The organism is Corynebacterium sp. HMSC11D10 (assembly GCF_001806995.1).
Classification (GTDB): domain Bacteria; phylum Actinomycetota; class Actinomycetes; order Mycobacteriales; family Mycobacteriaceae; genus Corynebacterium; species Corynebacterium coyleae.
Window position 1 is genome coordinate 21,619 of sequence record NZ_KV787068.1, and the last position, 22,436, is coordinate 44,054.

At 61.4% G+C, this 22,436-nt stretch carries 19 protein-coding genes; 7 read left to right on the forward strand and 12 right to left on the reverse strand.

Features of this window, described 5'->3' with window-relative positions:
* Positions 1 to 28: 28 nt before the first annotated feature.
* The 3 genes from HMPREF3120_RS08935 to HMPREF3120_RS08945 form a co-directional block, all read right to left on the reverse strand.
* Positions 29 to 1,609, reverse strand: a complete 1,581-nt coding sequence (locus HMPREF3120_RS08935; protein ID WP_070452461.1) for an SLC13 family permease — start codon at positions 1,607 to 1,609, stop codon at positions 29 to 31.
* A 62-nt stretch (positions 1,610 to 1,671) separates the two neighbouring features.
* Positions 1,672 to 2,634, reverse strand: coding sequence for an o-succinylbenzoate synthase (locus HMPREF3120_RS08940; RefSeq protein ID WP_070452464.1), 963 nt, complete (start codon positions 2,632 to 2,634; stop codon positions 1,672 to 1,674).
* A 53-nt stretch (positions 2,635 to 2,687) separates the two neighbouring features.
* Positions 2,688 to 3,863, reverse strand: coding sequence for an AAA family ATPase (locus HMPREF3120_RS08945; protein WP_070452467.1), 1,176 nt, complete (start codon positions 3,861 to 3,863; stop codon positions 2,688 to 2,690).
* Between the two features lie 76 nt (positions 3,864 to 3,939).
* Between HMPREF3120_RS08945 and HMPREF3120_RS08950 the strand changes: the two genes are divergently transcribed.
* Entirely contained in the window at positions 3,940 to 4,872 is a 933-nt protein-coding gene (locus HMPREF3120_RS08950; RefSeq protein ID WP_070452470.1) for a 1,4-dihydroxy-2-naphthoyl-CoA synthase, read from the forward strand.
* Between the two features lie 312 nt (positions 4,873 to 5,184).
* Here HMPREF3120_RS08950 and HMPREF3120_RS08955 read toward each other — a convergent pair whose 3' ends face one another.
* Positions 5,185 to 6,639: a PepSY-associated TM helix domain-containing protein gene (locus tag HMPREF3120_RS08955; protein ID WP_070452473.1), complete on the reverse strand. Its 1,455-nt coding sequence runs from the start codon at positions 6,637 to 6,639 to the stop codon at positions 5,185 to 5,187.
* A 234-nt stretch (positions 6,640 to 6,873) separates the two neighbouring features.
* On the opposite strand from HMPREF3120_RS08955, the gene HMPREF3120_RS08960 reads away from it, so the two are divergent.
* Positions 6,874 to 7,860, forward strand: coding sequence for a hypothetical protein (locus HMPREF3120_RS08960; protein WP_070452475.1), 987 nt, complete (start codon positions 6,874 to 6,876; stop codon positions 7,858 to 7,860).
* On the opposite strand, the gene HMPREF3120_RS08965 is transcribed toward HMPREF3120_RS08960, so the two are convergent.
* The 5 genes from HMPREF3120_RS08965 to HMPREF3120_RS08985 all read right to left on the reverse strand — a co-directional run bounded on the left by HMPREF3120_RS08965 (position 7,857) and on the right by HMPREF3120_RS08985 (position 12,821).
* Complete coding sequence (locus tag HMPREF3120_RS08965; protein WP_070452477.1) at positions 7,857 to 9,272, reverse strand: ABC-2 family transporter permease; 1,416 nt, start codon at positions 9,270 to 9,272, stop codon at positions 7,857 to 7,859. The two genes, HMPREF3120_RS08960 and HMPREF3120_RS08965, sit on opposite strands and share 4 nt — an antisense overlap.
* Entirely contained in the window at positions 9,269 to 9,970 is a 702-nt protein-coding gene (locus HMPREF3120_RS08970; RefSeq protein WP_070452480.1) for an ATP-binding cassette domain-containing protein, read from the reverse strand. The genes HMPREF3120_RS08965 and HMPREF3120_RS08970 overlap by 4 nt, the downstream gene beginning before the upstream one ends.
* A 65-nt stretch (positions 9,971 to 10,035) precedes the next feature.
* Positions 10,036 to 10,674 (reverse strand): response regulator, encoded by a 639-nt coding sequence (locus HMPREF3120_RS08975; protein ID WP_070452483.1) that lies wholly within the window; start codon positions 10,672 to 10,674, stop codon positions 10,036 to 10,038.
* Positions 10,671 to 11,783: a sensor histidine kinase gene (locus HMPREF3120_RS08980; RefSeq protein ID WP_070452486.1), complete on the reverse strand. Its 1,113-nt coding sequence runs from the start codon at positions 11,781 to 11,783 to the stop codon at positions 10,671 to 10,673. The genes HMPREF3120_RS08975 and HMPREF3120_RS08980 overlap by 4 nt, the downstream gene beginning before the upstream one ends.
* A 54-nt stretch (positions 11,784 to 11,837) precedes the next feature.
* Complete coding sequence (locus tag HMPREF3120_RS08985; protein WP_070452489.1) at positions 11,838 to 12,821, reverse strand: hypothetical protein; 984 nt, start codon at positions 12,819 to 12,821, stop codon at positions 11,838 to 11,840.
* Between the two features lie 87 nt (positions 12,822 to 12,908).
* On the opposite strand from HMPREF3120_RS08985, the gene menE reads away from it, so the two are divergent.
* Positions 12,909 to 14,060 carry an o-succinylbenzoate--CoA ligase gene (menE, locus tag HMPREF3120_RS08990; RefSeq protein ID WP_083284858.1) on the forward strand — a complete coding sequence of 384 codons (1,152 nt, stop codon included), beginning with the start codon at positions 12,909 to 12,911 and terminating at the stop codon, positions 14,058 to 14,060.
* Here menE and HMPREF3120_RS08995 read toward each other — a convergent pair.
* Together HMPREF3120_RS08995 and HMPREF3120_RS09000 are read right to left on the reverse strand one after the other, a co-directional pair.
* Positions 14,057 to 14,269, reverse strand: a complete 213-nt coding sequence (locus HMPREF3120_RS08995; RefSeq protein WP_070452492.1) for a hypothetical protein — start codon at positions 14,267 to 14,269, stop codon at positions 14,057 to 14,059. The genes menE and HMPREF3120_RS08995 overlap by 4 nt on opposite strands.
* Positions 14,270 to 14,300: 31 nt before the next feature.
* Complete coding sequence (locus HMPREF3120_RS09000; protein WP_070452501.1) at positions 14,301 to 14,675, reverse strand: hypothetical protein; 375 nt, start codon at positions 14,673 to 14,675, stop codon at positions 14,301 to 14,303.
* A 403-nt stretch (positions 14,676 to 15,078) separates the two neighbouring features.
* On the opposite strand from HMPREF3120_RS09000, the gene HMPREF3120_RS09005 reads away from it, so the two are divergent.
* The 4 genes from HMPREF3120_RS09005 (at position 15,079) to HMPREF3120_RS09020 (ending at position 21,974) form a co-directional block, all read left to right on the forward strand.
* Positions 15,079 to 16,098 carry a 3'-5' exonuclease gene (locus tag HMPREF3120_RS09005; protein ID WP_070452495.1) on the forward strand — a complete coding sequence of 340 codons (1,020 nt, stop codon included), beginning with the start codon at positions 15,079 to 15,081 and terminating at the stop codon, positions 16,096 to 16,098.
* A 63-nt stretch (positions 16,099 to 16,161) separates the two neighbouring features.
* Positions 16,162 to 16,428, forward strand: coding sequence for an antitoxin (locus HMPREF3120_RS09010; RefSeq protein ID WP_070421738.1), 267 nt, complete (start codon positions 16,162 to 16,164; stop codon positions 16,426 to 16,428).
* Positions 16,428 to 16,826 carry a type II toxin-antitoxin system VapC family toxin gene (locus HMPREF3120_RS09015; RefSeq protein ID WP_070452504.1) on the forward strand — a complete coding sequence of 133 codons (399 nt, stop codon included), beginning with the start codon at positions 16,428 to 16,430 and terminating at the stop codon, positions 16,824 to 16,826. Before HMPREF3120_RS09010 ends, HMPREF3120_RS09015 begins: the two co-directional genes overlap by 1 nt.
* A gap of 210 nt (positions 16,827 to 17,036) precedes the next feature.
* A complete protein-coding gene (locus HMPREF3120_RS09020; protein WP_070452507.1) occupies positions 17,037 to 21,974 on the forward strand; it encodes a DEAD/DEAH box helicase in 4,938 nt (1,645 codons plus the stop codon).
* Between the two features lie 11 nt (positions 21,975 to 21,985).
* On the opposite strand, the gene HMPREF3120_RS12470 is transcribed toward HMPREF3120_RS09020, so the two are convergent.
* A complete protein-coding gene (locus tag HMPREF3120_RS12470; protein ID WP_256366010.1) occupies positions 21,986 to 22,117 on the reverse strand; it encodes a hypothetical protein in 132 nt (43 codons plus the stop codon).
* Positions 22,118 to 22,436 lie beyond the last annotated feature (319 nt).

Below are 22,436 nucleotides of genomic sequence, written 5' to 3' on the forward strand. Positions count from 1 at the left end.
GGGCGCGTCGTCGATAAGCAGAATGCTCCTAGAGCACCAGCCCAAACACCGGAACAGCGATGAAGTAGGTAGCCAGGGAGATGAGCACCAGCGCAATCGCGTTGAGCCACACACCACCCTTGATCATCTCGCCCATGGTGACGTAGCCGGACGAGTACGCAATCGCATTCGGCGGAGTTGCCACCGGCAGCATGAACGCACAGGTTGCAGACAACGCAACCGGGATAGCCAGCAGCAAAACGTTCATCTCGGTCGCCTCGGTCAGACCAATGCCGACGGCCACACCACCCATGATCGGCAGGAAGGTCGCAGCCGTTGCAGTGTTGGAGGTCAGCTCCGTCAGCAGCAGCACCAGCGCAGCGATGGCGAAGATGAGCAGGAACATCGGCAGGCTCGCCAGGCCCTTCGCCTTCTCACCGATCCACAGCGACAGACCGGTTGCAGTGAACATCGCCGACAGAGACAGGCCGCCGCCGAAGAGCATCAGCACATCCCACGGCATCTCATTCGCCGTCTTCCAATCCAACAGACGCTTGCCGTCAGAGGTACCCGGGATGATGAACATGAGCATGCCGGCAATGATGCCGACGATCGCGTCGTCGTACGGGAAATCCCAACCAAAGTGATTGCGGCCCAGCGGGATGAAAATCCAGGCGAGCGCGGCGACAAGGAAGATCACACCCACAGCAACCTGCGGGAAGGTCCAGGCACCGAGCTTCTTAATCTCATCGTCGATCAGCTCCTTGCCGCCCGGGATGGTGTCTACCTCCGGCTTGAACACCGTGATCAGCAGCCACCAGGCAATGAAGGTGAACACAACCGCGACCGGCAGGCCGACCAGCATCCACTGACCGAAACCGATAACGATGCCGTGGGCCTCCTCCATGTAGCCCTTCAGCAGCGCGTTCGGCGGAGTACCGATCAGCGTTGCCAGGGAGCCAATGGAAGCCGAGTACGCGATAGCAAGCATGAGCGCGGTAGCGAACTTCTTCTGGTTCTTCATGCCACCAACCGTGTCCGCGGTCAGCATGAGCACCGACGTACCAATCGGCAGCATGACCACAGCGGTAGCAGTGTTAGACACCCACATGGACATAAAGCCGGTGGCCAGCATGAAGCCCAAAATGATGCGCTTCGGCGAAGTACCCACAATCTTGACCACCATCAGGGCCAGACGGCGGTGCAGGTTCCAACGCTGCAGACCCAGCGCCATGAGGAAGCCACCCATAAACAGGAAGATCGTCGCCGAAGCGTACGGGGAGGACACTTCCTTAAACGGGGCCACACCTGCGATCGGGAACACCGCAATAGGCACCAAGGCGGTGGCGGCCAGCGGGATGGCCTCCGTCATCCACCACGCACCCATCAACACAGTGGTCGCAGCGACGATGCGCATCGTGTCCGCGGAGTACTCCACCCCCTCCTTCGCACCGGAGGACTGCAACACCGTCTCAGCAGCGTTGGCAGGGAACAAGAAATACACCAAAACAGCCAGCACCACACCGGTGATCAGGCCGATAAGTTGGCGGCGCCACTCGCCAGGGTCGGGCGCTTTTGCCAGGTCGCCTTCTGAAAGCGAGGCAGATTCGTGCATCACGGGAGTCGACATGGGCGAAAGATTAGCCGACTGCCCCCGGATCCCACACGCGAATGCAACAAGAAATCGGACAATTACACCCGGAAAGAGGGATCCCGCTCCAACACAGCCATACACGCACGGACACGGTCAAACCACCAGTCCCTGCGCTCACCTGGGGCGCGAAGCCCGTGGAGGCGTTCCGGATCGGGGGTAGTGCGGGTGATAGCAAGTTCGCCGTTTTCCATGGCGCGGGGCTCCGCAACGTCCTCCACGAACAGGCGCTGGGTTGCCAGCCCCGCCGCACGCGAACCGGTGAGCTTCGCCGCGATCAACCCCGCATCCATGCCGACGGCAGTATCCAAAGCGCTAGCGACAGTGACATCGAGGTGCAGGTCGCGCGCGATGGTGACCAGGTTGGCCACTCCCCCAAGCGGAGCCGCCTTGCACACCGCCACGTCCGCCGCGTTCAGTTCAGCCACGCGGTACGGGTCGGCGGCGCGCCTAATGGATTCGTCCGCAGCAATCGGGGTGCTGACGCGACGGCGCACCTCCGCAAGTTCCTCCACCGTGGCGCACGGCTGCTCGATGTACTCCAATTCGCCGAGCTTCTCCGCTGCTTCGACGGCTTGGTCGACGGTCCAGCCACGGTTGGCGTCGACACGCAAACGCGCGTCGGGGCGGAGGCGACGGACGGCGGTGACGCGCCGGATGTCGTCGTCAAGCGACTGCGAAGGCTCAGCGACCTTGATCTTGAACGTGTTAACCCCCGGGTAGCGCGCGAGCACAGGCTCGACGTCCTCGACCGCGGGAATCGTGCCGTTGACCTCCACAGTGCCGTGGGCCTCCGGCAGGCCGGTGAACGCCGCCTCCAGCCCGGCGCGCAGCCAGGCGGCAGACTCCTCGGGTGCATATTCGATGAATGGGGAGAATTCGCCCCAGCCGGCGGGGCCGTCGATAAGCAAGGACTCACGCGTGGTGATGCCGCGGAACTTCACAGCCATGGGCAGCGCGACAACGTGGGCGCGCTCGAGGATCTCGTCAACGGATGGGGTCATGGGCGCTTTATACCTCTTTATAGGTTGGGGGAGTTATAAAGAGGTATAAAACGTCAGCCACGAGCCTCACGCTCCTGCCCACCCCGCTCGTTTCTCACGAATTCGGCGAACCCCGGAACAGTGAACCTCAAGTAGCCGAAACCACTTTCCTCGATTAATCCCTTGTCAAGCAAAGATCTACGGACCATGCTGATTCCGGTTGTAGGTCGGCCCATTCTCTCGGCGATATCGCCTCGCTTCACCTGTGGCTCTAGATCCTCAGCCATTGCGCTAATGAATTCCCTCTCCACGTCGGTAGCTTTGTGCCACCGGGAGCGGAACATGGTCAACTGAGTTTCTTGGAATCGATCCGCTACATGTTTGAGGTTTGCTAGGCCAATAAAAGTGCCAGGATCCGGAAAATCGGCCGCTTGCCACACCAGATCGCCTACAACCTGAATGAAATACGGGTAGCCGCCTGCTAAACGGACAGCTTCCTGGAGCGTGGCCGGAGACCAATTCACGCCCTTCTTCTTCGCCGGTTGTACTAATGCTTCCTCAGCGTGTTCTCGGTCCAGAGATTCAAGATGCACATAACTAAAGCGCTCTGCAAAACTCACAGCATCGGTAATCACATCCTGACTATGACTGAGCCCAGCTGCAAAGATGGCGAGAGGGAGCTCAGCATTTTCTGCCTGCATCTGCTGCCACGCGTACGCAAGCGAGCGCAGGCCATCTGCATCAGCCGACTGAATCTCGTCAATACAAACAACCATTCCACTAGCCCTGCCCCGGATCGTTTCCGCTGCATCAACAAGCGCGCGCTGCATTTGGTCTCCATATCCCGACGCATCTGGCCTCGGGCCTTCAACTGGTTGAGATCCTCCAACCGAAACACCAAACGCTTCAACCCGCAGCGACGACAACAGCCCGAGCAGCTTTTCTCCAGCCTCATCCTTCCAGCTGCGAGCAATCTCGCCGATTTTGTCCAAAAGGGCATTGAAAAGTGGCCGGTCCCCCGCTGTAATCCAGGCGGTTTCAAAGCCTTCAGCCTTAGCTTCTGCTTCAACTGCTCGAAGCAAGCTGGTCTTTCCTATGCCGCGGGGTCCCCCGTAGACCTTCACCTGCCCCATCAGCCCAGGATCATGAGCCATAAAGAAAAGCTCGCGCTTCGCCTCCCTAAGAACTTGGTCTCTGCCATAAATGGTGGAGGCCACCACGCCAGGTGTGTACGGACTGCGCTGAACCATAGCCTCTTTATACCTCTTTATAGGTTGGGCTAGTTATAAAGAGGTATAAAGCGGACGCGTGAGTACGATTACCCCCATGCAGTACTCCACCGCCCAGCCCTTCGACCCCAGCCAGTGGCGCGAGGTCGAGGGCTTCGATTTCACGGACATCACCTACCACCGCCACGTGGGCGACACGCGTGCCGACGGCACCGTGCGCATCGCATTCGACCGCCCCGAGGTGCGCAACGCGTTTCGCCCCCACACCGTCGACGAGCTCTACCAAGCCCTGGATCACGCCCGGCGCGACCCATCCGTCGGCGTGGTGCTGCTGACCGGCAACGGGCCTTCGCAGAAGGATGGCGGCTGGGCGTTCTGCTCCGGCGGCGACCAACGCATCCGCGGCCGCTCCGGCTACCAGTACGCGGGCGGCGACACCGCCGAAACCGTCGATGAGGCGCGCGTGAAGGCCGAGGGCGGACGTCTTCATATTTTGGAGGTCCAGCGCCTGATCCGCACCATGCCCAAGGTGGTCATCGCCGTGGTCAACGGTTGGGCAGCCGGCGGCGGACACTCACTCCACGTCGTATGCGACCTCACCATCGCCTCACGCGAGGAAGCCCGGTTCAAGCAAACCGACGCGGACGTGGGCTCCTTCGACGCCGGCTACGGCTCCGCCTACCTAGCCAAGATGGTCGGCCAGAAGTTCGCCCGCGAAATCTTCTTCCTCGGCCGCACCTACTCAGCCGAGGAGATGCAGCGCATGGGCGCGGTCAACATCGTTGCCTCGCATGCTTCATTGGAAGAAGAGGCGATCCAGGTCGCCCGCGAAATCAACGGCAAATCCCCCACCGCGCAACGCATGCTCAAATTCGCCTTCAACCTTGTCGACGACGGCCTCATGGGCCAACAAGTCTTCGCCGGCGAAGCCACCCGCCTGGCCTACATGACCGACGAAGCCGTCGAAGGCCGCGACTCGTTTTTGGAGAAACGCCCGCCACGCTGGGACGACTTCCCCTTCTACTACTAGGCTTCTTGGGGGTACGGCGGTACTTTGCCGGGCTGGCGGCCCGGCGGCCCTGCGGCCCCCACCCAAAATAGTTCCCCGCTCGGGAACTATTTCGGGTTTTTGGCTCCACCGCGGCGGCGTTCTCCCAGGTCGGCTGTCTTGGGAGGCAAGAAAGTTCCACATCCCGGCCCAACCACGGGAACTATTTTCGCCGGCCCCCTCTTCCACTGACAGATTCTGCAGAATCTGTCAGGGGCGATTTCTGACCAGGCGCGATGCCGGCGACTGACAGATTCCGCCGTGATCTGTCAGGAACGCGCCGCCACGCTTGCCTCAGCCAACCTCAACTAAACCAAGCTCAGCCTCGTCTCCGGAGACTCCGACCCGCTCGTCAGCAGCCAGGGGAACAGGTTCTTTTTCGGGCGTCGTAAATGCCGTGCGGCGGCGGGCCAGCAACCGATCGGCAACAAGTATCGCGGCGAAGGTAAGGCCGAGTAGCGGCAGAAACAGGCCGACCGGGATCGCTACGACGGCGAGGATGGCCCAGTCGCGGCCGGTGAGATCAGCCTGACCTGGGACGCCGGCGATGGCGTTCTTTGTTGGGCGGCGTCGCCACCAGAGGATGTAGCCCATCACGACCATGGCGCAGATCGCGAGCGCGCAGATAGCGAGCAGGATCTGCAGAGGCAGGCCGAACATGATGCCCATGTGCAGGTAGATGCCCCAGCTGGTCAGTTTTGAGAACAGTGGCAGTTCAGAGAATGGGAGCTTGTCTACAAGGTCACCGTTTTGGCCGTTCACGCTCACGGCGTCGGAGGTGGTGCGCCACGGCACCCAGCGCTCGCTGGCCTGCCACGCCTCGTCGGTGTTCTTGGGGACGAAGAGGCGCACTGATCCGGTGAGGCCTTCGGCGCGGGCGGTTTCGAGGACGGTGGCGGCTTGGTCGGCCACCTCGTCCTTGGTCAGGCCTTCGGCTCCGTGTGCGCTGGCGGGGTGGTGGTCGGCGTGCTCGTCGGCTGGGGCGGCTTCCGCGTCGGCGACCAGGGAGGTTTCGATCGGTTCTGCTTTGCCGCCCAACCAGGTGATTGTGCGGTCGACGTTTTCGCCGGCGAATACGGACCAGGTGATGCCTGTGGCGGACAGTCCCAGCATGGCCACGAGCAGCCAGGTTCCGGCTACGCCGTGCAAGTTCAGCACTTTACGACGACGCCCCGTCGCATTCTCCAACCCAACCAGGGCTCGCTTCCGGGCCATCCGCCACCACAGGTACAGGCCGCCCAGGGCGACGACCCACAGCCAGCTGGCTGCCACCTCTGCGTAAAGCTCGCCGACCTCGCCGAGGTGGAGGCTCTTGTGTAGCGACGAGATCCAGTAGCGCAGCGGGAGTTCGCCGAGGCCGGAGTAGGTTGGCTCGTCGCCAATGACGTCACCGGTGTGGGGGTTGACGAAGATGCTGCGGAGTTGGTTTGTTTCGGTGAGGGATTCGTCGATAAGCAAAACGCGCGTTGCTTCATCGGGTGTCGACGACGGCCACACCTGCGCCACATCCATGTCCGGGTGTGTGTCCTGCGCGGCCCTGATTTGGCTGGCCAGCGGGGCGTTGGTGTCGGAGGCGGGAACGGTCAGCACGTCTTTGTAGACGACGTTTTCGAGCGACGGAGCGACCGCGTAGAGAGCGCCACTTAGCGCGGCGACAAAGATGAACGGGGCGATAAACAGGCCCGCGTAAAAATGGATTCTTCTGGTCAGCGCGGGCAGGCCGCTGCGCCGTTGGACAGTACTGGACACACATACACCTTTCGGTTGATACAGGGACGCATTTTTAGTCGGATGCGTTGGCCCGCCAGTTCCCAACAGATGTCGATTTTCCAAAGCGCCTGGCAGATCCTGTCTTGATCTGTCGGATAGCCCAAAAGACGATATCGGGTTTTAGCACCTTTCCGACGCCGTTTCCCCAAGTCGTGCTCCGGCGAGAATGCCAAATCCCGATATCGTCTTTTGGGCTTTCGGTAGCGTGATGCCATGAAACGTCACGTACCGATCCTCGCCACCACTCTCCTGCTGGCTGCCTGCGGCACGGAGACCGAACCAATCCAAACGCCTGCACCGGAAACAACGACGGTCGTTTCTCACGAGACGGTCAGCGCACCGACTAGCGCACCGGCCAACGAAACGTCAACCGACGCGACCACGGCGTCAGCGACACCGACCGCTTCGATCCGTGACCTGTACGCGGAAGCGATCGCAGACCCGGCGCGCTTCTTCGCGGACCTCGCGGATCTCGACGGCACGTTCACCTACGACGTTTTGGACATCAACGGCGATCTCGAACCCGAACTGCTGCTCCGCGCAGGCGTCAGCGCAGCCCCAGACGCAGCCCCAGACGCAGGCGCGGCCAACGGCAACCCATCGCCGGTGCGCGTGCTGCGGGCCCAGAACGGCGAGGTCACCTGGACGAAGGACTACCTCGTCGACTCGGACGAGCCCTACCCGACAGTGTTCACCAACGGCACCCAGCCGGGCTTGGACCAGTACGAAACGGACGGTCCCCGCCTCAACGTGACGCACTTCGAACTGCGGGGTCAGCATCTGGAAAAGGTGTGGGGCCCGGAGGAGACGGTCGTCGGCAATCCGCTCAGCGATGTCACCAGGATCACCTGGCACCCGACGACGGACCCGGCGGCGCTGGACAAGATCGGCAGCGCAACACTGCGTGGTCCGTTGGAGGGCACGATGGGGCAGGTGTCCAAGGTGGAGCACCTGCAGGGTGAGCAGTTCCGCGTCCGGTTCGAGCCGACCGCCGACGGCATCGCGGTGACGTACCCGGACCTTGGCTGCGCGGGCCACCTCGCGAAAACCGAGGATGGCTTCCGCGAGACGATCACCGAGGGCACCTGCGATAACGGCGGCACGTGGCACTTGCTTATCGACGACAACCACACCCACGCCTTCTACAACTCCCCCGATGGTCGCTACACGGCCAACGGGCGCCTCACCCCGGCGGGTTAGCGTCGTACTGGGCGCATCCCGCGCAGCGTCCGCATCAGCAGCACTACAACCACCGCCAGCAGCGCTAACCCGACCGCAGCCGCAACCCACACGCGTGCACCGGTGGCGGTGATTGGCCATGCGGGAACGGCGAGGATCCATAGTGCGGACTGTGCGAGGACGTCGCCGCCGATCGTGGCGGAGACGATCGTGACCAGGATCGTCGTGGCCAGCGTCCACGCCACGCCGAAGCGGACGGTGATGGCAAGTGCGGTGAGGGCCAATACGCTGCCTGCGAGGAACGCGAGGAGTCCGAAGCGTGCGTCGCCAACCACGGCCGCTCCGAACGCGCACACGAGGGCGACGACTCCAACGCACCAAGTGGCCAATGCGGCGCGGACGTGTGGGTGTTCGACCTGCATGAGCGCCCAGGCGGGACGCAGTTTCGGCCACACGAGGGTGGGCAGCACGCCGGCCCCAACCGGCAGGATGGCGTAGGCGAACAGCGCCTCGCGCACGTCCACCGGGTATGCCAGCGAGAACAGCAGCACCAGGGCGGTGAGCAGGAGCAAGACGCTTATCGACGACACCCTCGCCGCCACCGCAACCCCCTTCACCGCAGCCACGTATCCGGTGGTTTCGGGGCGCGGCGTCGCCGGAGAAGTGGCCAGCGGTGCGGTGACGTGGTGGACTCGGCGGCGGCGCAGTATGGGTCGGGTGCGCGGTGGTACGAGGGCGGCCACTACAAAGCCAATTGCTGCGAGTAGCAGTGTGAGGGTGAGGGCGGGAATGGGAGATTCCCCCGCCATCGGGTCGGTGGCGTCGAGGGGTAGCAGGTTGAAGTGCAGGCCCATGGTCGGCAGCGCTAGCCGGGTTGGCCAGGCGCCGGGGTTGACCCACCACCAGTCGCGTTCGGCGAAGTAGCCGAGGCCGATGGTGAATGCGAAGCCGAGGATGATGGTTGGCAGGATCCCGATGCGTCGCGTGGCAGCGGCGGCGAGGCCCGCGGGGCCGAGCATGCCCAACCACACAAATAGGCCGACGAGTGCGATCGAGGCCGTGTTGTCCAGGTTGAATACGAGGCCGGCGGCAAACGGCACGACAAAGTCGAAGGCGACGAACGCGGCCAGCGCCAGCCACACCACGACTATGCGGGCGGCGCGGGTGCGCTTGGGTGAAACCGGCCGCCACAATGTGCCGCCGCCGCGGGCGTCACGCTCGCGGGTTTCGGCCAAACCGGCGAACAGTGCGGCGGCGGGAGCAGCCATGCCGGTGACTAACAGGCCTTGCGGGTAGAGCAGGTTCGTCGCGGTTTCGACGTTTCCGGCCAGGGCGAACAACGTCAGCAGCACGCCGACCAGCAGGCCTGCTCCGGCGAGCCACCACAGCATGGAGCCGCGCGCACGGATCCATTCGGCGTGTAGGAGGTTCATCGGTCACCACCGGAGGTGAGCCGGAAGAACGACTCTTCTAGGTTGGGGCCGAGTTCCGCGAGCTCGCCTGCGAAGCGGACGCCGCCGCCTGCGATCACGGTGGCGTCATCGGCCATGTGGAGTACTTCGCCGAGTTGGTGGGAACTGACCAGGACGGTGCGTCCAGCTCGCGCGTATTCGCGGAGGTAGTCGCGCAGGTGGGCAATGCCTTCAGGGTCGAGGCCGTTTTGTGGTTCGTCGAGAATAAGCACCTCTGGCTCGCCGAGCAGCGCTTGGGCGAGCGCAAGGCGGCCTTTCATGCCGGTGGAGAAACTGCCGGCTTTCTTCTTGCCCGCGGTTTGGAGGCCAACCAGTTCGAGAACCCGGTCGGCTTCGCTGTCGGGAAGGCCCAGCAGCGTGGTGTGGACGCGGAGGTTGTTGCGGGCGCTGAGGTGGCTGTAAAAGGCGGGGTCGTTGATGGAGGCGCCGACATGGCGCAGTGCCGAACGGTCAAACGGCTGCCCCATCAGTGTCACCTCGCCGGCATCGGGTTCGATCAGGCCGAGCAGCACCGACATCAGCGTCGATTTACCCGCGCCGTTGGGGCCGAGCAGTGCGTGGACTCGGCCCGGGGTGGTGGTCAACGACACGTCGCGAAGTACATGGTGGTCCCCGAAGGACACGACCACGCCGCGGCAAGCAAGTTGGGTATCAGTCATGGCATTCATGGTCGTCGCCGAACAAGGCGACCACATCGGCCGACGGGACCACACTGCCTCCTCCTCTAGGAGGAGATCCCGGCGCGCTGGGCGATCAAGGCGAGCGCCACCCTGTCGCGCGCGCCAAGTTTGGAAAGCAGGTTGGACACGTGCGTTTTCACCGTGGTCTCTGCAATAAACAGCGTGGCGGCGATTTCTGCGTTCGTCGCGCCGCGGCCAATCTCCGCGAGCACGTCGCGTTCGCGTTGCGTCAGCCCCTCCAGCGCAGCTGCTGATTCTGAGGTGGCTCCCCCGTCGCGGACCCACTCCATCACGCGACCGGTGACTCCGGGGGCCAGGACCGATTCGCCGCGGGCGACGGCGCGTACGGCGTTGGCCAAGACGTCGGGTTCGGCGTCTTTGAGGAGAAAGCCGTGCACGCCGGCGTCGATAGCTGCATGGATCAAGGTGTCGTCGTCGAAGGTGGTCAGCATGATCACGCGTGGGCCCATCTCCATGATCGTGCGGGCGGCGGTGATGCCGTCGAGCACCGGCATGCGGATGTCCAGCACCGCCACGTCGATGCGGTGGGCGCGGGTTTTCTCCACGGCTTCGGCGCCGTCGGCGGCGGTGGCGACGACGGTGATGTCGTCCTGGGCGTCCAAGATGGTGCGGAGGGCGCTGAGGAGGAGCGGTTGGTCGTCGGCAAGAAGCAGGCGGATCATGCTGCCAACTCCGCCCGCACGGTAAACGTCTCCCCTGACTGCCATGTCTTCAGCGTGCCACCGGCACTCGCCGCGCGTTCACGCAGCCCCTCCAGCCCGACGCCGGTGCCTGGTTGGGGTCGAATCTGGCCGGTAGAAACGACTTCTACCACCACGGTCTCGCCCGGTGCGACCCGAACCGTCACAGTGGGATCGACTTGGTGGCGCGCCGCGTTTGCCAGTGCCTCAGCCACGATGCGATAGGTAGCAAGCGAGGTCACCGGGGAGACATCCACTGCTGGTGCTTCCAGCGATACTTCCACGCCGGCGTCGCGGTAGCGCTGCACCAACGACGGCAGGTCAGGGATCCCCGCCGCCGGGGAAAACGCATGGTCGCTCTCACGCAGACCCCGCACAAGCAGGCGAATCTCCGACAACGACTGCCCTGCGGCCTCGTTGATCTGCTGCAGCGCCTCCCGCTCCTGCCCCACCGCCAAACCAGCATTGGCCTGCGCTTTGATCAGGGTCAGCGAGTGGCCGAGAAGGTCGTGAATATCGCGGGCAATGGCGCGGCGTTCCTCCTCGCGCGCCGCTGCGAGGCGCTGCTCTTTCGCGTGTGCTTCTCGACGACGCACCTCATCCTCAGCCGCCACATTCGCCCCCAGGAGATACCCCACCGCACTCGCGCCCCAGTGCAGCGCAAGCGTGATCCCGAGATCGACCCCGTGCCGGTAGAACAACACAAAGTTGTCGTCCCACGTCCACATGAACGGTGACAGCAGCGCCCACCCGCACGCGGCAGCGAGAACAACTAGCGCGAAGCGTTTCCCTGTAAACCGTCCGGCGATAAAGGTGGACACCGGGACCGCCAACACCCACGGCGAAAAGCCAAGGTTGACCGGCGCGGCCAGCCACATCGTCGACCAGGCAACATTCAGCGCGATAAGCGCAACCGAGGAGAACATCGGTTTGCTCGTGAGCACCACGCACACCGCGACAAAGCCCCACGACAGCACGGCCTGGCCCCAACCTGCCGCGTCTATGGGTTGGGTAAACGCACTCGCGGTGTACACCGCCGCCAAAATGGCGACAGCGACCGCGAGCACAAGGTCACCCGGTTTGTAGCGCATGGGCGTAAGCCTATCGACGACCCCCGCCCCGCACCTCCTCCCCGAGGAGGAGATCTACTTGTTCAGGCCGGGGATCTGGGGCAAGTCCGGCACGTTGAAGCCGGCGGTCTTCAGCAGGGCGAACAGGGCGCCCAGTGCGGTGAGCACGGCGGCGATGATGCCGATGATCTCTGCAAGCTTCGCGTCGAAGGTCTTCGGCTGCTCCGGCGTAGGGGTGTCAGGCGCAGGGGTGCCCGGAGTCGGCGCCGGCTTATCCGGGTCGGCTGGCTTGCCGGGCAGCGTGTTCTTCAGCTCCGGTGCAGCGGGCAGTTCCGCGTTCTGCATGCTGAAGAGCAGCGGCGGATTGTCGTCGCACTTCTTTGCCCTGCTCAGCGGGTGGTAGTAGCGGGACTCGAGCGAGTCGAAGGCTTGACCGAAGTAGGTCTTGGACATGTTGGCGGCGAACGCGTTGCGCTGCCATTCGGGCATGTGTTTGAGGAAGCGGGCGGTGTTCGCGCCGGTGCGGCCGACCTCGTAGTCCGGGCCGAGGTCGTTGACTTCTGGTACGGAGCCGTCGATGCCGATGTACCAGCCAGCCGAGCCCTTCAGCGCCTTGCCTGCTGGTGAGAGCGGGATCTGGGAGCCCTGCTTCATGTCCAGGTAGAAGTCGGCGTCAGTGGAGGTCAGGCCCAGTTCTGCCAGTTTGGCCTTTGTGGCGGCGCGGGCGGCGTCGTAGTCGGGGCGGGCGCCGGGTTCCTCGCCTGCCAGGCGGATTTCCTGGACGGCGATGATGGCCGGTTGGGTGAGGTGGTCGTCGCCAAGCGGCTTGAGCCCCTCGAAAGTTGCCTCGAATGCTTCGGTGACGGCGGTGGCGTACATGCCGTGGGTGAGGGTTTTCGCGATGCGCTCGGCTTGCCAGGCGGGGCCGCGCTCGGCGTCGTTGAGGGTGACGCGGCACTGGCCTTGCTCGGTGGGCGTGAGCGTGGCGGCGTGGGTCGTAGGGACAGTGACGGTGAAGGCGGTCGCCGCGGCGACGGCCGATGCGATGAACTTCTTCATGCTTGTTCTATCGGTGGGCTCGCAAACAGGTGTTACACGTCACGGCCTTCGCGGCGCGCGAAATCCCACCGGCTACGCTCGTACGCTGTGACCAACCTGCTCGAACTTCTGCCCGTCGATCCCGCGAATCCGCTGGCTATCATGCCCGCGCTCGAGGAGGCGTTGACCGGCCAGCGCACGCTTTTGCCGGTGCCGACGAACGACCCGGCGCGCACGAACCTGCTGCGCAACACGTTGGAGCCCGGCGCACCTATCGACGACGACATCGCCCTCGTCGTCTCCACCTCCGGGTCCACGGGCAAGCCGAAGGGCGCGATGCTGACCCCGGCGAACCTGATCTCGAGCGCGGACGCGACCCACCAGGCGTTGGGCGGCGAAGGCCAGTGGCTGCTGGCCATGCCGGCGGCGTACATCGCGGGCCTGCAGGTGCTGGTGCGCAGCATGGTCGCGGGTGTGGAACCGGCGTTTGTGGACCTCACGAACGGTTTCGATGTCGCTGAGTTCGCCCACCACGCCCACGACCTGGCCAGCACCGGCGAGCGCACCTACACGGCGTTGACCCCGATGCAGCTGGCCAAGGCGACCTCGACGCTCAAGGGCATCGACGCGTTGCGGACCTTCTCCGCGGTGCTGGTCGGCGGGGCGGCGACCAACCCGCGCCTGCTCGAGTCGGCAAAGAAACTGCGCATCAACGTGGTCACCACCTACGGCTCGTCGGAAACCTCCGGCGGCTGCGTCTACGACGGCGTGCCCATCGCCGGTGCACGCGTAAAAATCGTCGATGGTCGCATCCACCTCGGCGGCCCCATGGTCGCGCGCGGCTACCGCGGAGCCGGGTTGCAGGCGCCCTCCGATGATCTCAAGGACGGCTGGTTCCTCACCTCCGACGCGGGCTCACTTATCGACGATCACCTCACCGTCCACGGACGCATCGACAACATCATCGACTCCGGCGGCCTCAAACTCCACCCCGAAGTGCTGGAAACATTCCTGCTCAAGGTGGATGGGGTGACGGGTGCGTGTGTCGTCGGCAAGCAAGATGCTCGCTTCGGCGAACGCATCTGCGCTGCATACACCGGGTCTGCGAGCGTGGCGGACATCATGGACGCGTTTGCCGACGCCGAAGACACCGGTGAGATCGCACGCTGGCAAGTGCCGAAGGAACTCAAGGTTGTGCCGGCGCTGCCCCAGTTGGGTCCGGGCAAGGTCGACCGGGCTGCGGTGCGGGAGTTGTTCTAGGCGGAGCGCGACTCGATCACCGGCCCCGGAGGCTCATCCGGGGTCCCGTAATTTGCAACCCACAGCAGGAAGGGCGACAACTTGCCGTCGCTTCTGCCCCGCTCGATCTGTTTGACAAGGAAGCGCGCGGCGGCGATCTCCCCCATGTGCGGCGGACGCGAAATACGAACGCCCTCAAGAGATTCGAGCTCTTCATACCTAGGCCTCATCGTGCTCTCTCCTTCCCGCGATAGGATCCTCTTACCCTGCAAGCTCTGCTGCTCGCTGATAGGACACTCCCAGGACCTGCCCCATCTCGCGAAGCGTGAAACCTTCCGCTTTCATCTTTTGCGCAAGCTCGCTTCTAGCAGCAGCTGCCTTTCCATTTGCCTCTTTTGCCTTCACCCCAAGCTCTTCGGCACGCTGACGAAGTGTTTCAACTTCAGAAGGCAAAATCGGAATCACTTCAACCTCAAATTCGGTTGGAGCAAGTCCAGACTGAAAAGCTAGTGCTTCAAGCACTTCCTTTTCTGCGCGATCGAGCCGCCGCGTTTGGGACACAACGCCAAGCTCTGCGCACTCCAAAACCCAGGCACCACTCGCACCACGCTCAGCAGTGACAGTAAACGACCTCATCTCCACCACCCTTTTCCTAGCTCCGCCTGAAATTGATCAAAGAATTTTCGTGCTGCGAGATCGTCGATTTCGCGGTGCCGTCCGAGAGTTTTGGTCGTCTCCCCCACTCGAAATGCATCATGTCTTTTGAGTGGTATCTGCTCAAATTCAAGACCACGCCGACGAGCCTCGTCTCGCAACTTCTTTATTACTGCATACCGCTTCACACTTCAACCCCCCATTGCAATCTCTTGTCAACTATCCATTGACAATGAAAACCCTTTCATTGAGTTAGACGTGGCGAGGCCGCCTACGGTTCCATCGAACACCCGACCGACTCCCCACCTCTCTGTGTCGGTGCGTGCCTTAGGTTGATGGTGGCGTCGAAAATCGCGCTTACACAGTTCACATATAAGGAGCAGGAATGGACCGGCAGCACGGGTTTGCGGTGGTCGATCTGGAGACGACGGGGTTAAGCAACCTCGATCGCATTGTGGAGATCGGCGTGGTGTTGCTGCGCCCCGACCTCACGGTGGAGGGCACGTGGGAGACGGTGATCCAGCCGGAGCGTGACATTCCGAACAGTTACATCCATAAGATCACGGCGACGGACGTCGTGGATGCGCCGGTGTTCCGCGACGTCGCCGCGCATCTTGGTGCGCTGCTGAACGGCCGCACGTTGGTGGCGCATAACGCGTCGTTTGAGCGCCGCTTCCTTGCCAACGAGTTCGCACGCGCGGGCGCGGAGGATGGCATGTGCGAGTGGTTGGACACGATGCGCCTGACCAAGCAGCACCTTGGCGTGGGCAAACTCAGCGAAGCGCTTGCTATCGCACAGATCCACAACCGTTTGGCGCACTCTGCGCTTGCGGACGCCCAGGCCACCGCCGATCTCCTCGCGTACCTGCACACGAACCACCACGCGGATATCGTTCACTATCCGGCTGCGCTGTTCCCCACACCCGCGCCCGAGGTGCGCACGCTTCCCCGCGGTGGCGCACCCTCCTGGGCAGGCCAGCTTTCGCGCACATTGCCGACGACCGGCACCAAGAATGAAGCCACCTACCGCGCCGAACTGACCCGCGCGCTTGTAGACCGCGAAATTTCCCGCACCGAAATGCGCCAACTCGAATCCACCGCCATCGCCGCAGGCCTAAGCTCCGACGACGTCGAGGCGATCAACGAGGAGTTCACCCGCCAACTTGCCGTCGAAGCCTGGTCAGACGGCATAATCACCGACGAGGAACGCGCAACCCTGCTCAGCATTGCAAAAGCGCTCGGCGTTGATCCCGCTCTCGTGCATTCGCTTCTCGACGACCCCCTTACCGGCCCACCCCCTTCCACCTTCACCCTGCACCCCGGCGATCGCGTCGCCTTCACCGGCGCCCTGACCATCCCGCGCGATACCTGGGCAGCGCGGGCTGCGGTGCGGGAGCTTTTCTAGCCGGAGTGCTCGTCCTGACGTCCCAAACCGTATATATTACGTCATATATACGAGGAGGTGTTCATGACTGAGGCTGCAGCAGACTCCGTCGAAACCACGGTCTTCATGTCGGGCAACAGTCAAGCAATCCGAATTCCCAAGGACTTTCGTTTCGATTCTGAAACGGTTTGGCTGAAAAAGATTGGGGGCAAGCTTTACGTCTCTCCTGAGCCGCTCTCAGCTCTCGATGTGCTCGATGTGATCACTGCCGATTTACCGGATGGGTGGGCGGACGAGTTCGAAGAACCCTCTGATCTCCCCCTAGATCCGATCCCAAAGTGGGATGAATGATGCGCTTCCTCCTAGACACAAATGTGTGGATCGATGCCCTTCGTCGCAGTAACGCCAATATCCTCGAACGCATGCGCGTAACTCGAGCCGACAACATCGTGCTGTCTTCCATTGTCCTTGGAGAGCTGCGGGTTGGTGCGGGTAAGTCAACGTCGATTCGTCGGACCGATGCTGTCAAGCAACTCGAGCAGGCGTACCAGGTAGTCGGAACCGGAGCGCCCGAGGCAGCTCTTTACGCTGACATCCGTTTGGAGCTAGAGGCGATCGGGCAGCCAATCGGTCCCAACGATTTGTGGATAGCAGCTCAGGCACGGGCAAACGACTGCGTTCTCGTTACCGCCAACACCCGGGAGTTCTCCCGTGTCCCATTGCTACAAGTAGAGGACTGGCGGGTGTAGCGGCTCCATAGCGCCATCACTTATCGACGAACCCCGCTGCGCCCTGCCCCCAAGGAGCGACGATGCACCTGCAGACCGCCCACCCGAGCACCGGCGTCCCCGCCTCGATACCGTGGCGATCTCGAGTGTAACGGCCTTGATCGATGTGATCTGGGAAAATAAACACCCCCTAAAGCGAAAGAATTGCACCTTAGGGGCAAAATGATGCACATGTCGTCATTCAGCGAAGTCCTCGATCAGCTCCGTGAGAATCAGCCTCAGGGCAAGTACGGGATCGCGTTTGAGAAGTTGATGGTTAACTTCTTCAAAACCGATCCTGTTCTCTCTGCGCAGTTCGACGAGGTTCAGCGTTGGGATAAGTGGCGCTACAACGGTGGCAAGGCTGATACGGGCATTGACTTGGTTGCGCGCCGCAAGGATGACGGTAAATGGGTGGCAATCCAGGCCAAGTTCTACAAGCCGACCACGAGCATCCAAAAGCAGCACATCGATTCGTTCTTCGAAGCCTCCGGTCGCTCGTTTGAGACTGAGTCGAGCGTCGAACACTTCGTTCACCGCTACATCATTTCAACGACCGATAAGTGGTCGAAAAATGCGGAAGATGCTCTAGAAAACCAGCAGATCCCCACCAGTCGTATCGGCTTTAATCAGATCGCAGAATCACCCGTGAACTGGGATGTTGTGTTCCCCGGCTCCGAGATGCAGGTTCGCCTCACCCGGCGCGAAACCTTCGAGCCGCGTCCGCACCAGCAGCAGGCGATCGAGAACGTCATGGCTGGGTTCAATACGCATGACCGCGGCAAGCTCATCATGGCCTGCGGCACAGGCAAGACGTTCACTGCGCTCCGCCTAGCTGAACAAGTTGCAAAGGACAAGGGGGGGGGCGCCCGCGTCCTCTTCCTCGTTCCTTCCATCGCACTGCTCGCACAGACACTTCGCGAGTGGACTGCGCAGGCTCGCCTAGATCTGAAGAGCTTCGCGGTTTGCTCCGATAACAAGGCCAGCCGCCAGGCCGAAGACATTGCCTCGTACGATCTCGAGGTTCCTGTCTCCACTGATGGCGACGACATCGCTACTCTTTTCTCGCAGGGTAAGCGCGCCAATGGTCTGCACGTCGTCTTTTCCACCTACCAGTCCTTGCCCGCTGTTCATGATGCTCAGGAGAAAGGACTGGACGATTTCGACCTCGTTATCTGCGACGAGGCCCACCGCACCACCGGTGTCACACTCGCCGGCGCGGATGAATCCAACTTCGTTCGTATCCACGATGCCGACTACATCAAGGCTGCTCGTCGTCTGTACATGACCGCGACACCACGGCTTTTCGACGACTCCGTCAAAACCAAAGCCGAAGAACACTCAGCCGAACTGGCTTCCATGGATGACGAGGCCATCTACGGTCCAGAGTTTCATCGACTCGGATTTGGTGAAGCGGTGGATAAGGGCCTACTCACGGACTATCGCGTCTTGGTGATGACCGTGGACGAGGATGTCGCTGCCGAAGCACTCGCTCGACACACGCAGGAAGGCATGAACCTGACCACCGCTTCAGCGATGATCGGTGCGTGGAACGCACTCGCAAAGCGCTCCGGCAAGTTGCAAGGGCAAAAAGGCGGATTCGAGGAAGACGCTGCGCCGATGCAGCGCACTGTTGCCTTCGCAAAGGACATCAAAACCTCGAAGCTCATTGCGGAAACCTACCCGGGACTCATCGCAAGCCACCAACAAACGCTTCGTGAGCATGCTGCGACCAACGATGTTTCTCTTCACAACGTGGACTTGTCCGTCGCGGTACAGCATGTCGACGGCAGCATGAACGCGATGGAACGTGGCAACAAGATCGCGTGGCTCGAGGCATCCATGGAGCCGGACGAAACCCGCATCCTCACCAACGCGCGATGCCTCTCTGAGGGCGTTGACGTGCCTGGTTTGGACTCGGTGATCTTCTTCAACCCGCGCAATTCCATGGTCGACGTAGTTCAGTCTGTCGGCCGTGTGATGCGTAAGTCCGAAGGCAAAGACTACGGCTACATCATCCTCCCCGTCGCGGTTCCTCCTGGGAAGTCGCCATCCGAAGCGCTGAACGACAACGTTCGTTTCAAGGTGGTCTGGCAGATTCTCAACGCGCTGCGTGCTCATGATGACCGCTTCAACGCCAAGGTGAACTCGATTGGTTTGAACGGCGACAAGCCTGATGAGCTTCCGATCGATGTCACTCATGTCGAAGTCGAAAAAGCAAAGGCAGAGCTGGATAAGAACGACTCGACCCCTGGGTACGAAACTTCAGAGCTCACCTCCGAGCAGGTTGCGCTGTTCTCCCTAGAGAAGTGGCAGGAGGCGATCTACACCAAACTCGTGGACAAGGTTGGTACCCGAACCTACTGGGAAGACTGGGCCGACGATGTGGCGGTGATCGCGGAAAACCAGATCACCCGTATTCACAAACTGCTGGAACACGCGAGCCCGAAACTCCAGCGCGAATTCGAGACCTTCGTGGAAGGCTTGCGCGGCAATCTCAACGACTCGATCTCCGAGAACGAGGCGATCAGCATGCTCTCCCAGCACCTGATCACCGCCCCGGTATTTGACGCGCTGTTCAGCGATCACGATTTCGCAGCCCATAATCCGGTCTCCCAGGTCATGCAGCGCATGGTTGATGCCCTCGACGATAGTGACCTGGATGCCGAGACTGATTCGCTGGAGAAGTTCTACGCCTCGGTGCGTGTGCGCGCTTCTGAGGTCACCAGCGCGTCCGGGAAGCAGCAGGTGATCAAGGAGCTCTACGAGCGATTCTTCCAAAAGGCGTTCAAACGCGACGCTGACAAGCTGGGCATTGTCTACACCCCAGTCGAGATCGTGGACTTTATTCTGCGCGCTGCCAATGACGTGTCGAAGAAGCACTTCGGCCGGGGTTTGAGCGACGAGAGCGTACACATCCTGGATCCGTTTACGGGCACTGGCACGTTTATGGTTCGCCTGTTGCAGTCCGGATTGATCGATCCGAAGGATCTGGCCCGCAAGTACGCCAATGAGTTGCACGCGACCGAGATCATGCTGCTGGCGTATTACGTGGCTGCGGTGAATATCGAAACGACGTTTAACGCGTTGCAAGCCGAGACGGCGCAGCGCGAAGACCTACCGGAGCCGGAGTATGTGCCGTTTGAGGGCATTGCGCTTGCCGATACCTTCCAGATCCACGAGGACGGCGACATCCTGGATCTGGCGGTATTTAAGAACAACAACGAGCGCATTGTTCGTCAGAAGAAGGCCCCGATCAATGTCATCGTGGGCAACCCGCCGTACTCAGTAGGTCAGACGAGCGCGAACGATAACAACGCGAACCTGAAGTACCCAACACTGGACGCACGCATCGCGGAGACGTACGCGGCGAAGTCGACGGCGACGAATAAGAACTCCCTGTACGACTCATATCTGCGCGCGTTCCGGTGGGCCACCGACCGGATTGGGGATCAAGGTGTTGTGGCGTTTGTGTCGAACGGTGGTTGGGTGGATGCCAACACTGGTGATGGTGTCCGCCTATCGCTCGCTGAAGATTATTCAGACATCTACTTGCTGAATCTACGGGGAAATGCCCGTACCTCAGGAGAAGAACGTAAGAAAGAAGCCGGAAACGTCTTCGGTGGCGGCTCACGCACGCCCATTTCAGTAGCGATTTGTGTCAAAGATCCAAACAAGTCGGGATTCGCTCTGCATTACCGCGACATTGGGGACTATCTGTCAGCGGAAGAAAAGCTTGCGATCGTGAATACGTCGACGATTGAGAATGTTGATTGGCAGTCAATTGTGCCGAATCAGCATGGAGATTGGTTGAACCAGCGCAGCGACGAGTTTGCGACCTGGCCGGTTATTGGCGAGAAGAAGGACACCGTCACGACGTTCTTTGGCGCCTATTCCGCAGGGTTAAAAACTGGCCGTGATGCTTGGTCGTATTCTTCTGCAACCGCCCAACTCGTAGAAAACATCGGGACGCACGTTGCGAACTACCGCCAAGCGCAAGACCTGTTGCGAAACGAAGGGTTTGAGGAAAGCAAACGGGGCGTAGACGCATTGTTTACACAACACCCGGAATTGGTGGATAGCACGCGAGGTTCATGGAATGTCAACCTGAGGCAGGAGTTAGCCCGCGGAACCGAGATCGCGGTTGATACGGACCGTGTGTTCACATCGTTGTACCGCCCGTTTTTCAAACAGCGGAATTATTTCGCGAAAGAATTGATCGACAGACAGTATCAATTGCCTTCGATGTTCCCGACGCTGCACCATCACAACATCGGGTACGTCACCACCAGCCCAGGCGATAGCGTGCCGTTGGGAACGCTGGCGACAAACATCATGCCTGATCTTCACACCCTCGCGACTTCTCAGTACTTCTCACGTTTCACCTGGGAGCCAGTAGAGGCGTCGGATGGTGGGTTGTTCGGCGAGGGGGCGTCGATAAGCGAAGGCGAGTCCTCGATTTATGGGCAGTTTGGCGAGGTCGTTGCGGGTTATGTGCGCAAGGACAACATCACCGACGAGATCAAGGCGCTCTACCGCGACGCGCTGGATGCCGATGTCACTGGTGACGACATCTTCCACTTCGTTTACGGCAAGCTGCACGATCCGAACTATCGGGAGGCGTATGCGGCGGATTTGAAGAAGATGCTGCCGCACATTGAAGCGCCGGGTTCGCGTGAAGAGTTCGACAAGTTGGCGCGTTCCGGCAAGGAACTGATGGACCTGCACGTCGGGTACGAGGATGTGCAGCCGTACCCGCTGGATATCGCGGTCAAGGGCGACGAGTCCGACCCGGAGACCTGGCGTGTGTTGAAGATGAAGTGGGCACGTAAGAAGGACCCAGAGACCGACAAGAACGTCAACGACGTGACCAAGTTGATTTACAACAAGCGGGTCACCATCGCGGGTATCCCGGCTGAGGCTGATGAGTACATGCTGGGGTCGCGTTCCGCGTTGGCGTGGCTGATTGATCGCTACCAGGTGAAGAAGGACAAGGCGTCTGGGATTGTCAACGACCCGAACGATTGGGCCGATGAGGTTGGCAACCCGCGCTACATCGTGGATCTGATTGGCAAGGTGACCCGGGTTGCGGTGGAGACGGTACGGATCGTGGAGGGGCTGCGAGAATAACGCCGTTCGGTTCATTGCCAGTTGAGGCTCGAGAGCGTGGCTTCATCGCGGATGATCGAAAAGCGGTGCGGTGGCCCCTCAGCCGCCAGGTTGACCTTGAACACCTCACCGAAGATCCGGGCCATAGCGGACGTGTCATCCACCTCGACCTCAACTCATCAACCGCACCCTCAAGTCTGCATGCGTCTTTAGCGTCTTTAGACGCTTTCCTGGCGTCATCACCAATCTTCAAACCGAAAGAGGAGTCAGCCATGAGAGGCGTATTCCCCACTTGAGCCATGTAGCTTTTAGGCTACACTTGGGCGTGTGGAGATCATTTCCAGCAGCTTGTTTGACGCCTGGTTAGGTGAGCTAAAAGACAAACATGCTCAGCGACGCATTTTGTATGCAATAGCCCGATGCGAAGCACACGGAAGAATGATTGGAGATGGCCTGTGTCAAATTTTGTGGACGGGTAAACCC

What these genes read in the sequence shown, in the direction of transcription:
- HMPREF3120_RS08935 (WP_070452461.1), bottom strand. Translation starts at nt 1,609, where the DNA reads ATGTCGACTCCCGTGATGCACGAATCTGCCTCGCTTTCAGAAGGCGAC.
- HMPREF3120_RS09010 (WP_070421738.1), top strand. Translation starts at nt 16,162, where the DNA reads ATGACTGAGGCTGCAGCAGACTCCGTCGAAACCACGGTCTTCATGTCG.
- HMPREF3120_RS09015 (WP_070452504.1), top strand. Translation starts at nt 16,428, where the DNA reads ATGCGCTTCCTCCTAGACACAAATGTGTGGATCGATGCCCTTCGTCGC.
- HMPREF3120_RS09000 (WP_070452501.1), bottom strand. Translation starts at nt 14,675, where the DNA reads ATGAGGTCGTTTACTGTCACTGCTGAGCGTGGTGCGAGTGGTGCCTGG.
- HMPREF3120_RS08995 (WP_070452492.1), bottom strand. Translation starts at nt 14,269, where the DNA reads ATGAGGCCTAGGTATGAAGAGCTCGAATCTCTTGAGGGCGTTCGTATT.
- HMPREF3120_RS09020 (WP_070452507.1), top strand. Translation starts at nt 17,037, where the DNA reads ATGTCGTCATTCAGCGAAGTCCTCGATCAGCTCCGTGAGAATCAGCCT.
- HMPREF3120_RS08945 (WP_070452467.1), bottom strand. Translation starts at nt 3,863, where the DNA reads ATGGTTCAGCGCAGTCCGTACACACCTGGCGTGGTGGCCTCCACCATT.
- HMPREF3120_RS08970 (WP_070452480.1), bottom strand. Translation starts at nt 9,970, where the DNA reads ATGACTGATACCCAACTTGCTTGCCGCGGCGTGGTCGTGTCCTTCGGG.
- HMPREF3120_RS09005 (WP_070452495.1), top strand. Translation starts at nt 15,079, where the DNA reads ATGGACCGGCAGCACGGGTTTGCGGTGGTCGATCTGGAGACGACGGGG.
- HMPREF3120_RS08975 (WP_070452483.1), bottom strand. Translation starts at nt 10,674, where the DNA reads ATGATCCGCCTGCTTCTTGCCGACGACCAACCGCTCCTCCTCAGCGCC.
- HMPREF3120_RS08940 (WP_070452464.1), bottom strand. Translation starts at nt 2,634, where the DNA reads ATGACCCCATCCGTTGACGAGATCCTCGAGCGCGCCCACGTTGTCGCG.
- HMPREF3120_RS08960 (WP_070452475.1), top strand. Translation starts at nt 6,874, where the DNA reads ATGAAACGTCACGTACCGATCCTCGCCACCACTCTCCTGCTGGCTGCC.
- HMPREF3120_RS08980 (WP_070452486.1), bottom strand. Translation starts at nt 11,783, where the DNA reads ATGCGCTACAAACCGGGTGACCTTGTGCTCGCGGTCGCTGTCGCCATT.
- HMPREF3120_RS08985 (WP_070452489.1), bottom strand. Translation starts at nt 12,821, where the DNA reads ATGAAGAAGTTCATCGCATCGGCCGTCGCCGCGGCGACCGCCTTCACC.
- HMPREF3120_RS08965 (WP_070452477.1), bottom strand. Translation starts at nt 9,272, where the DNA reads ATGAACCTCCTACACGCCGAATGGATCCGTGCGCGCGGCTCCATGCTG.
- HMPREF3120_RS08950 (WP_070452470.1), top strand. Translation starts at nt 3,940, where the DNA reads ATGCAGTACTCCACCGCCCAGCCCTTCGACCCCAGCCAGTGGCGCGAG.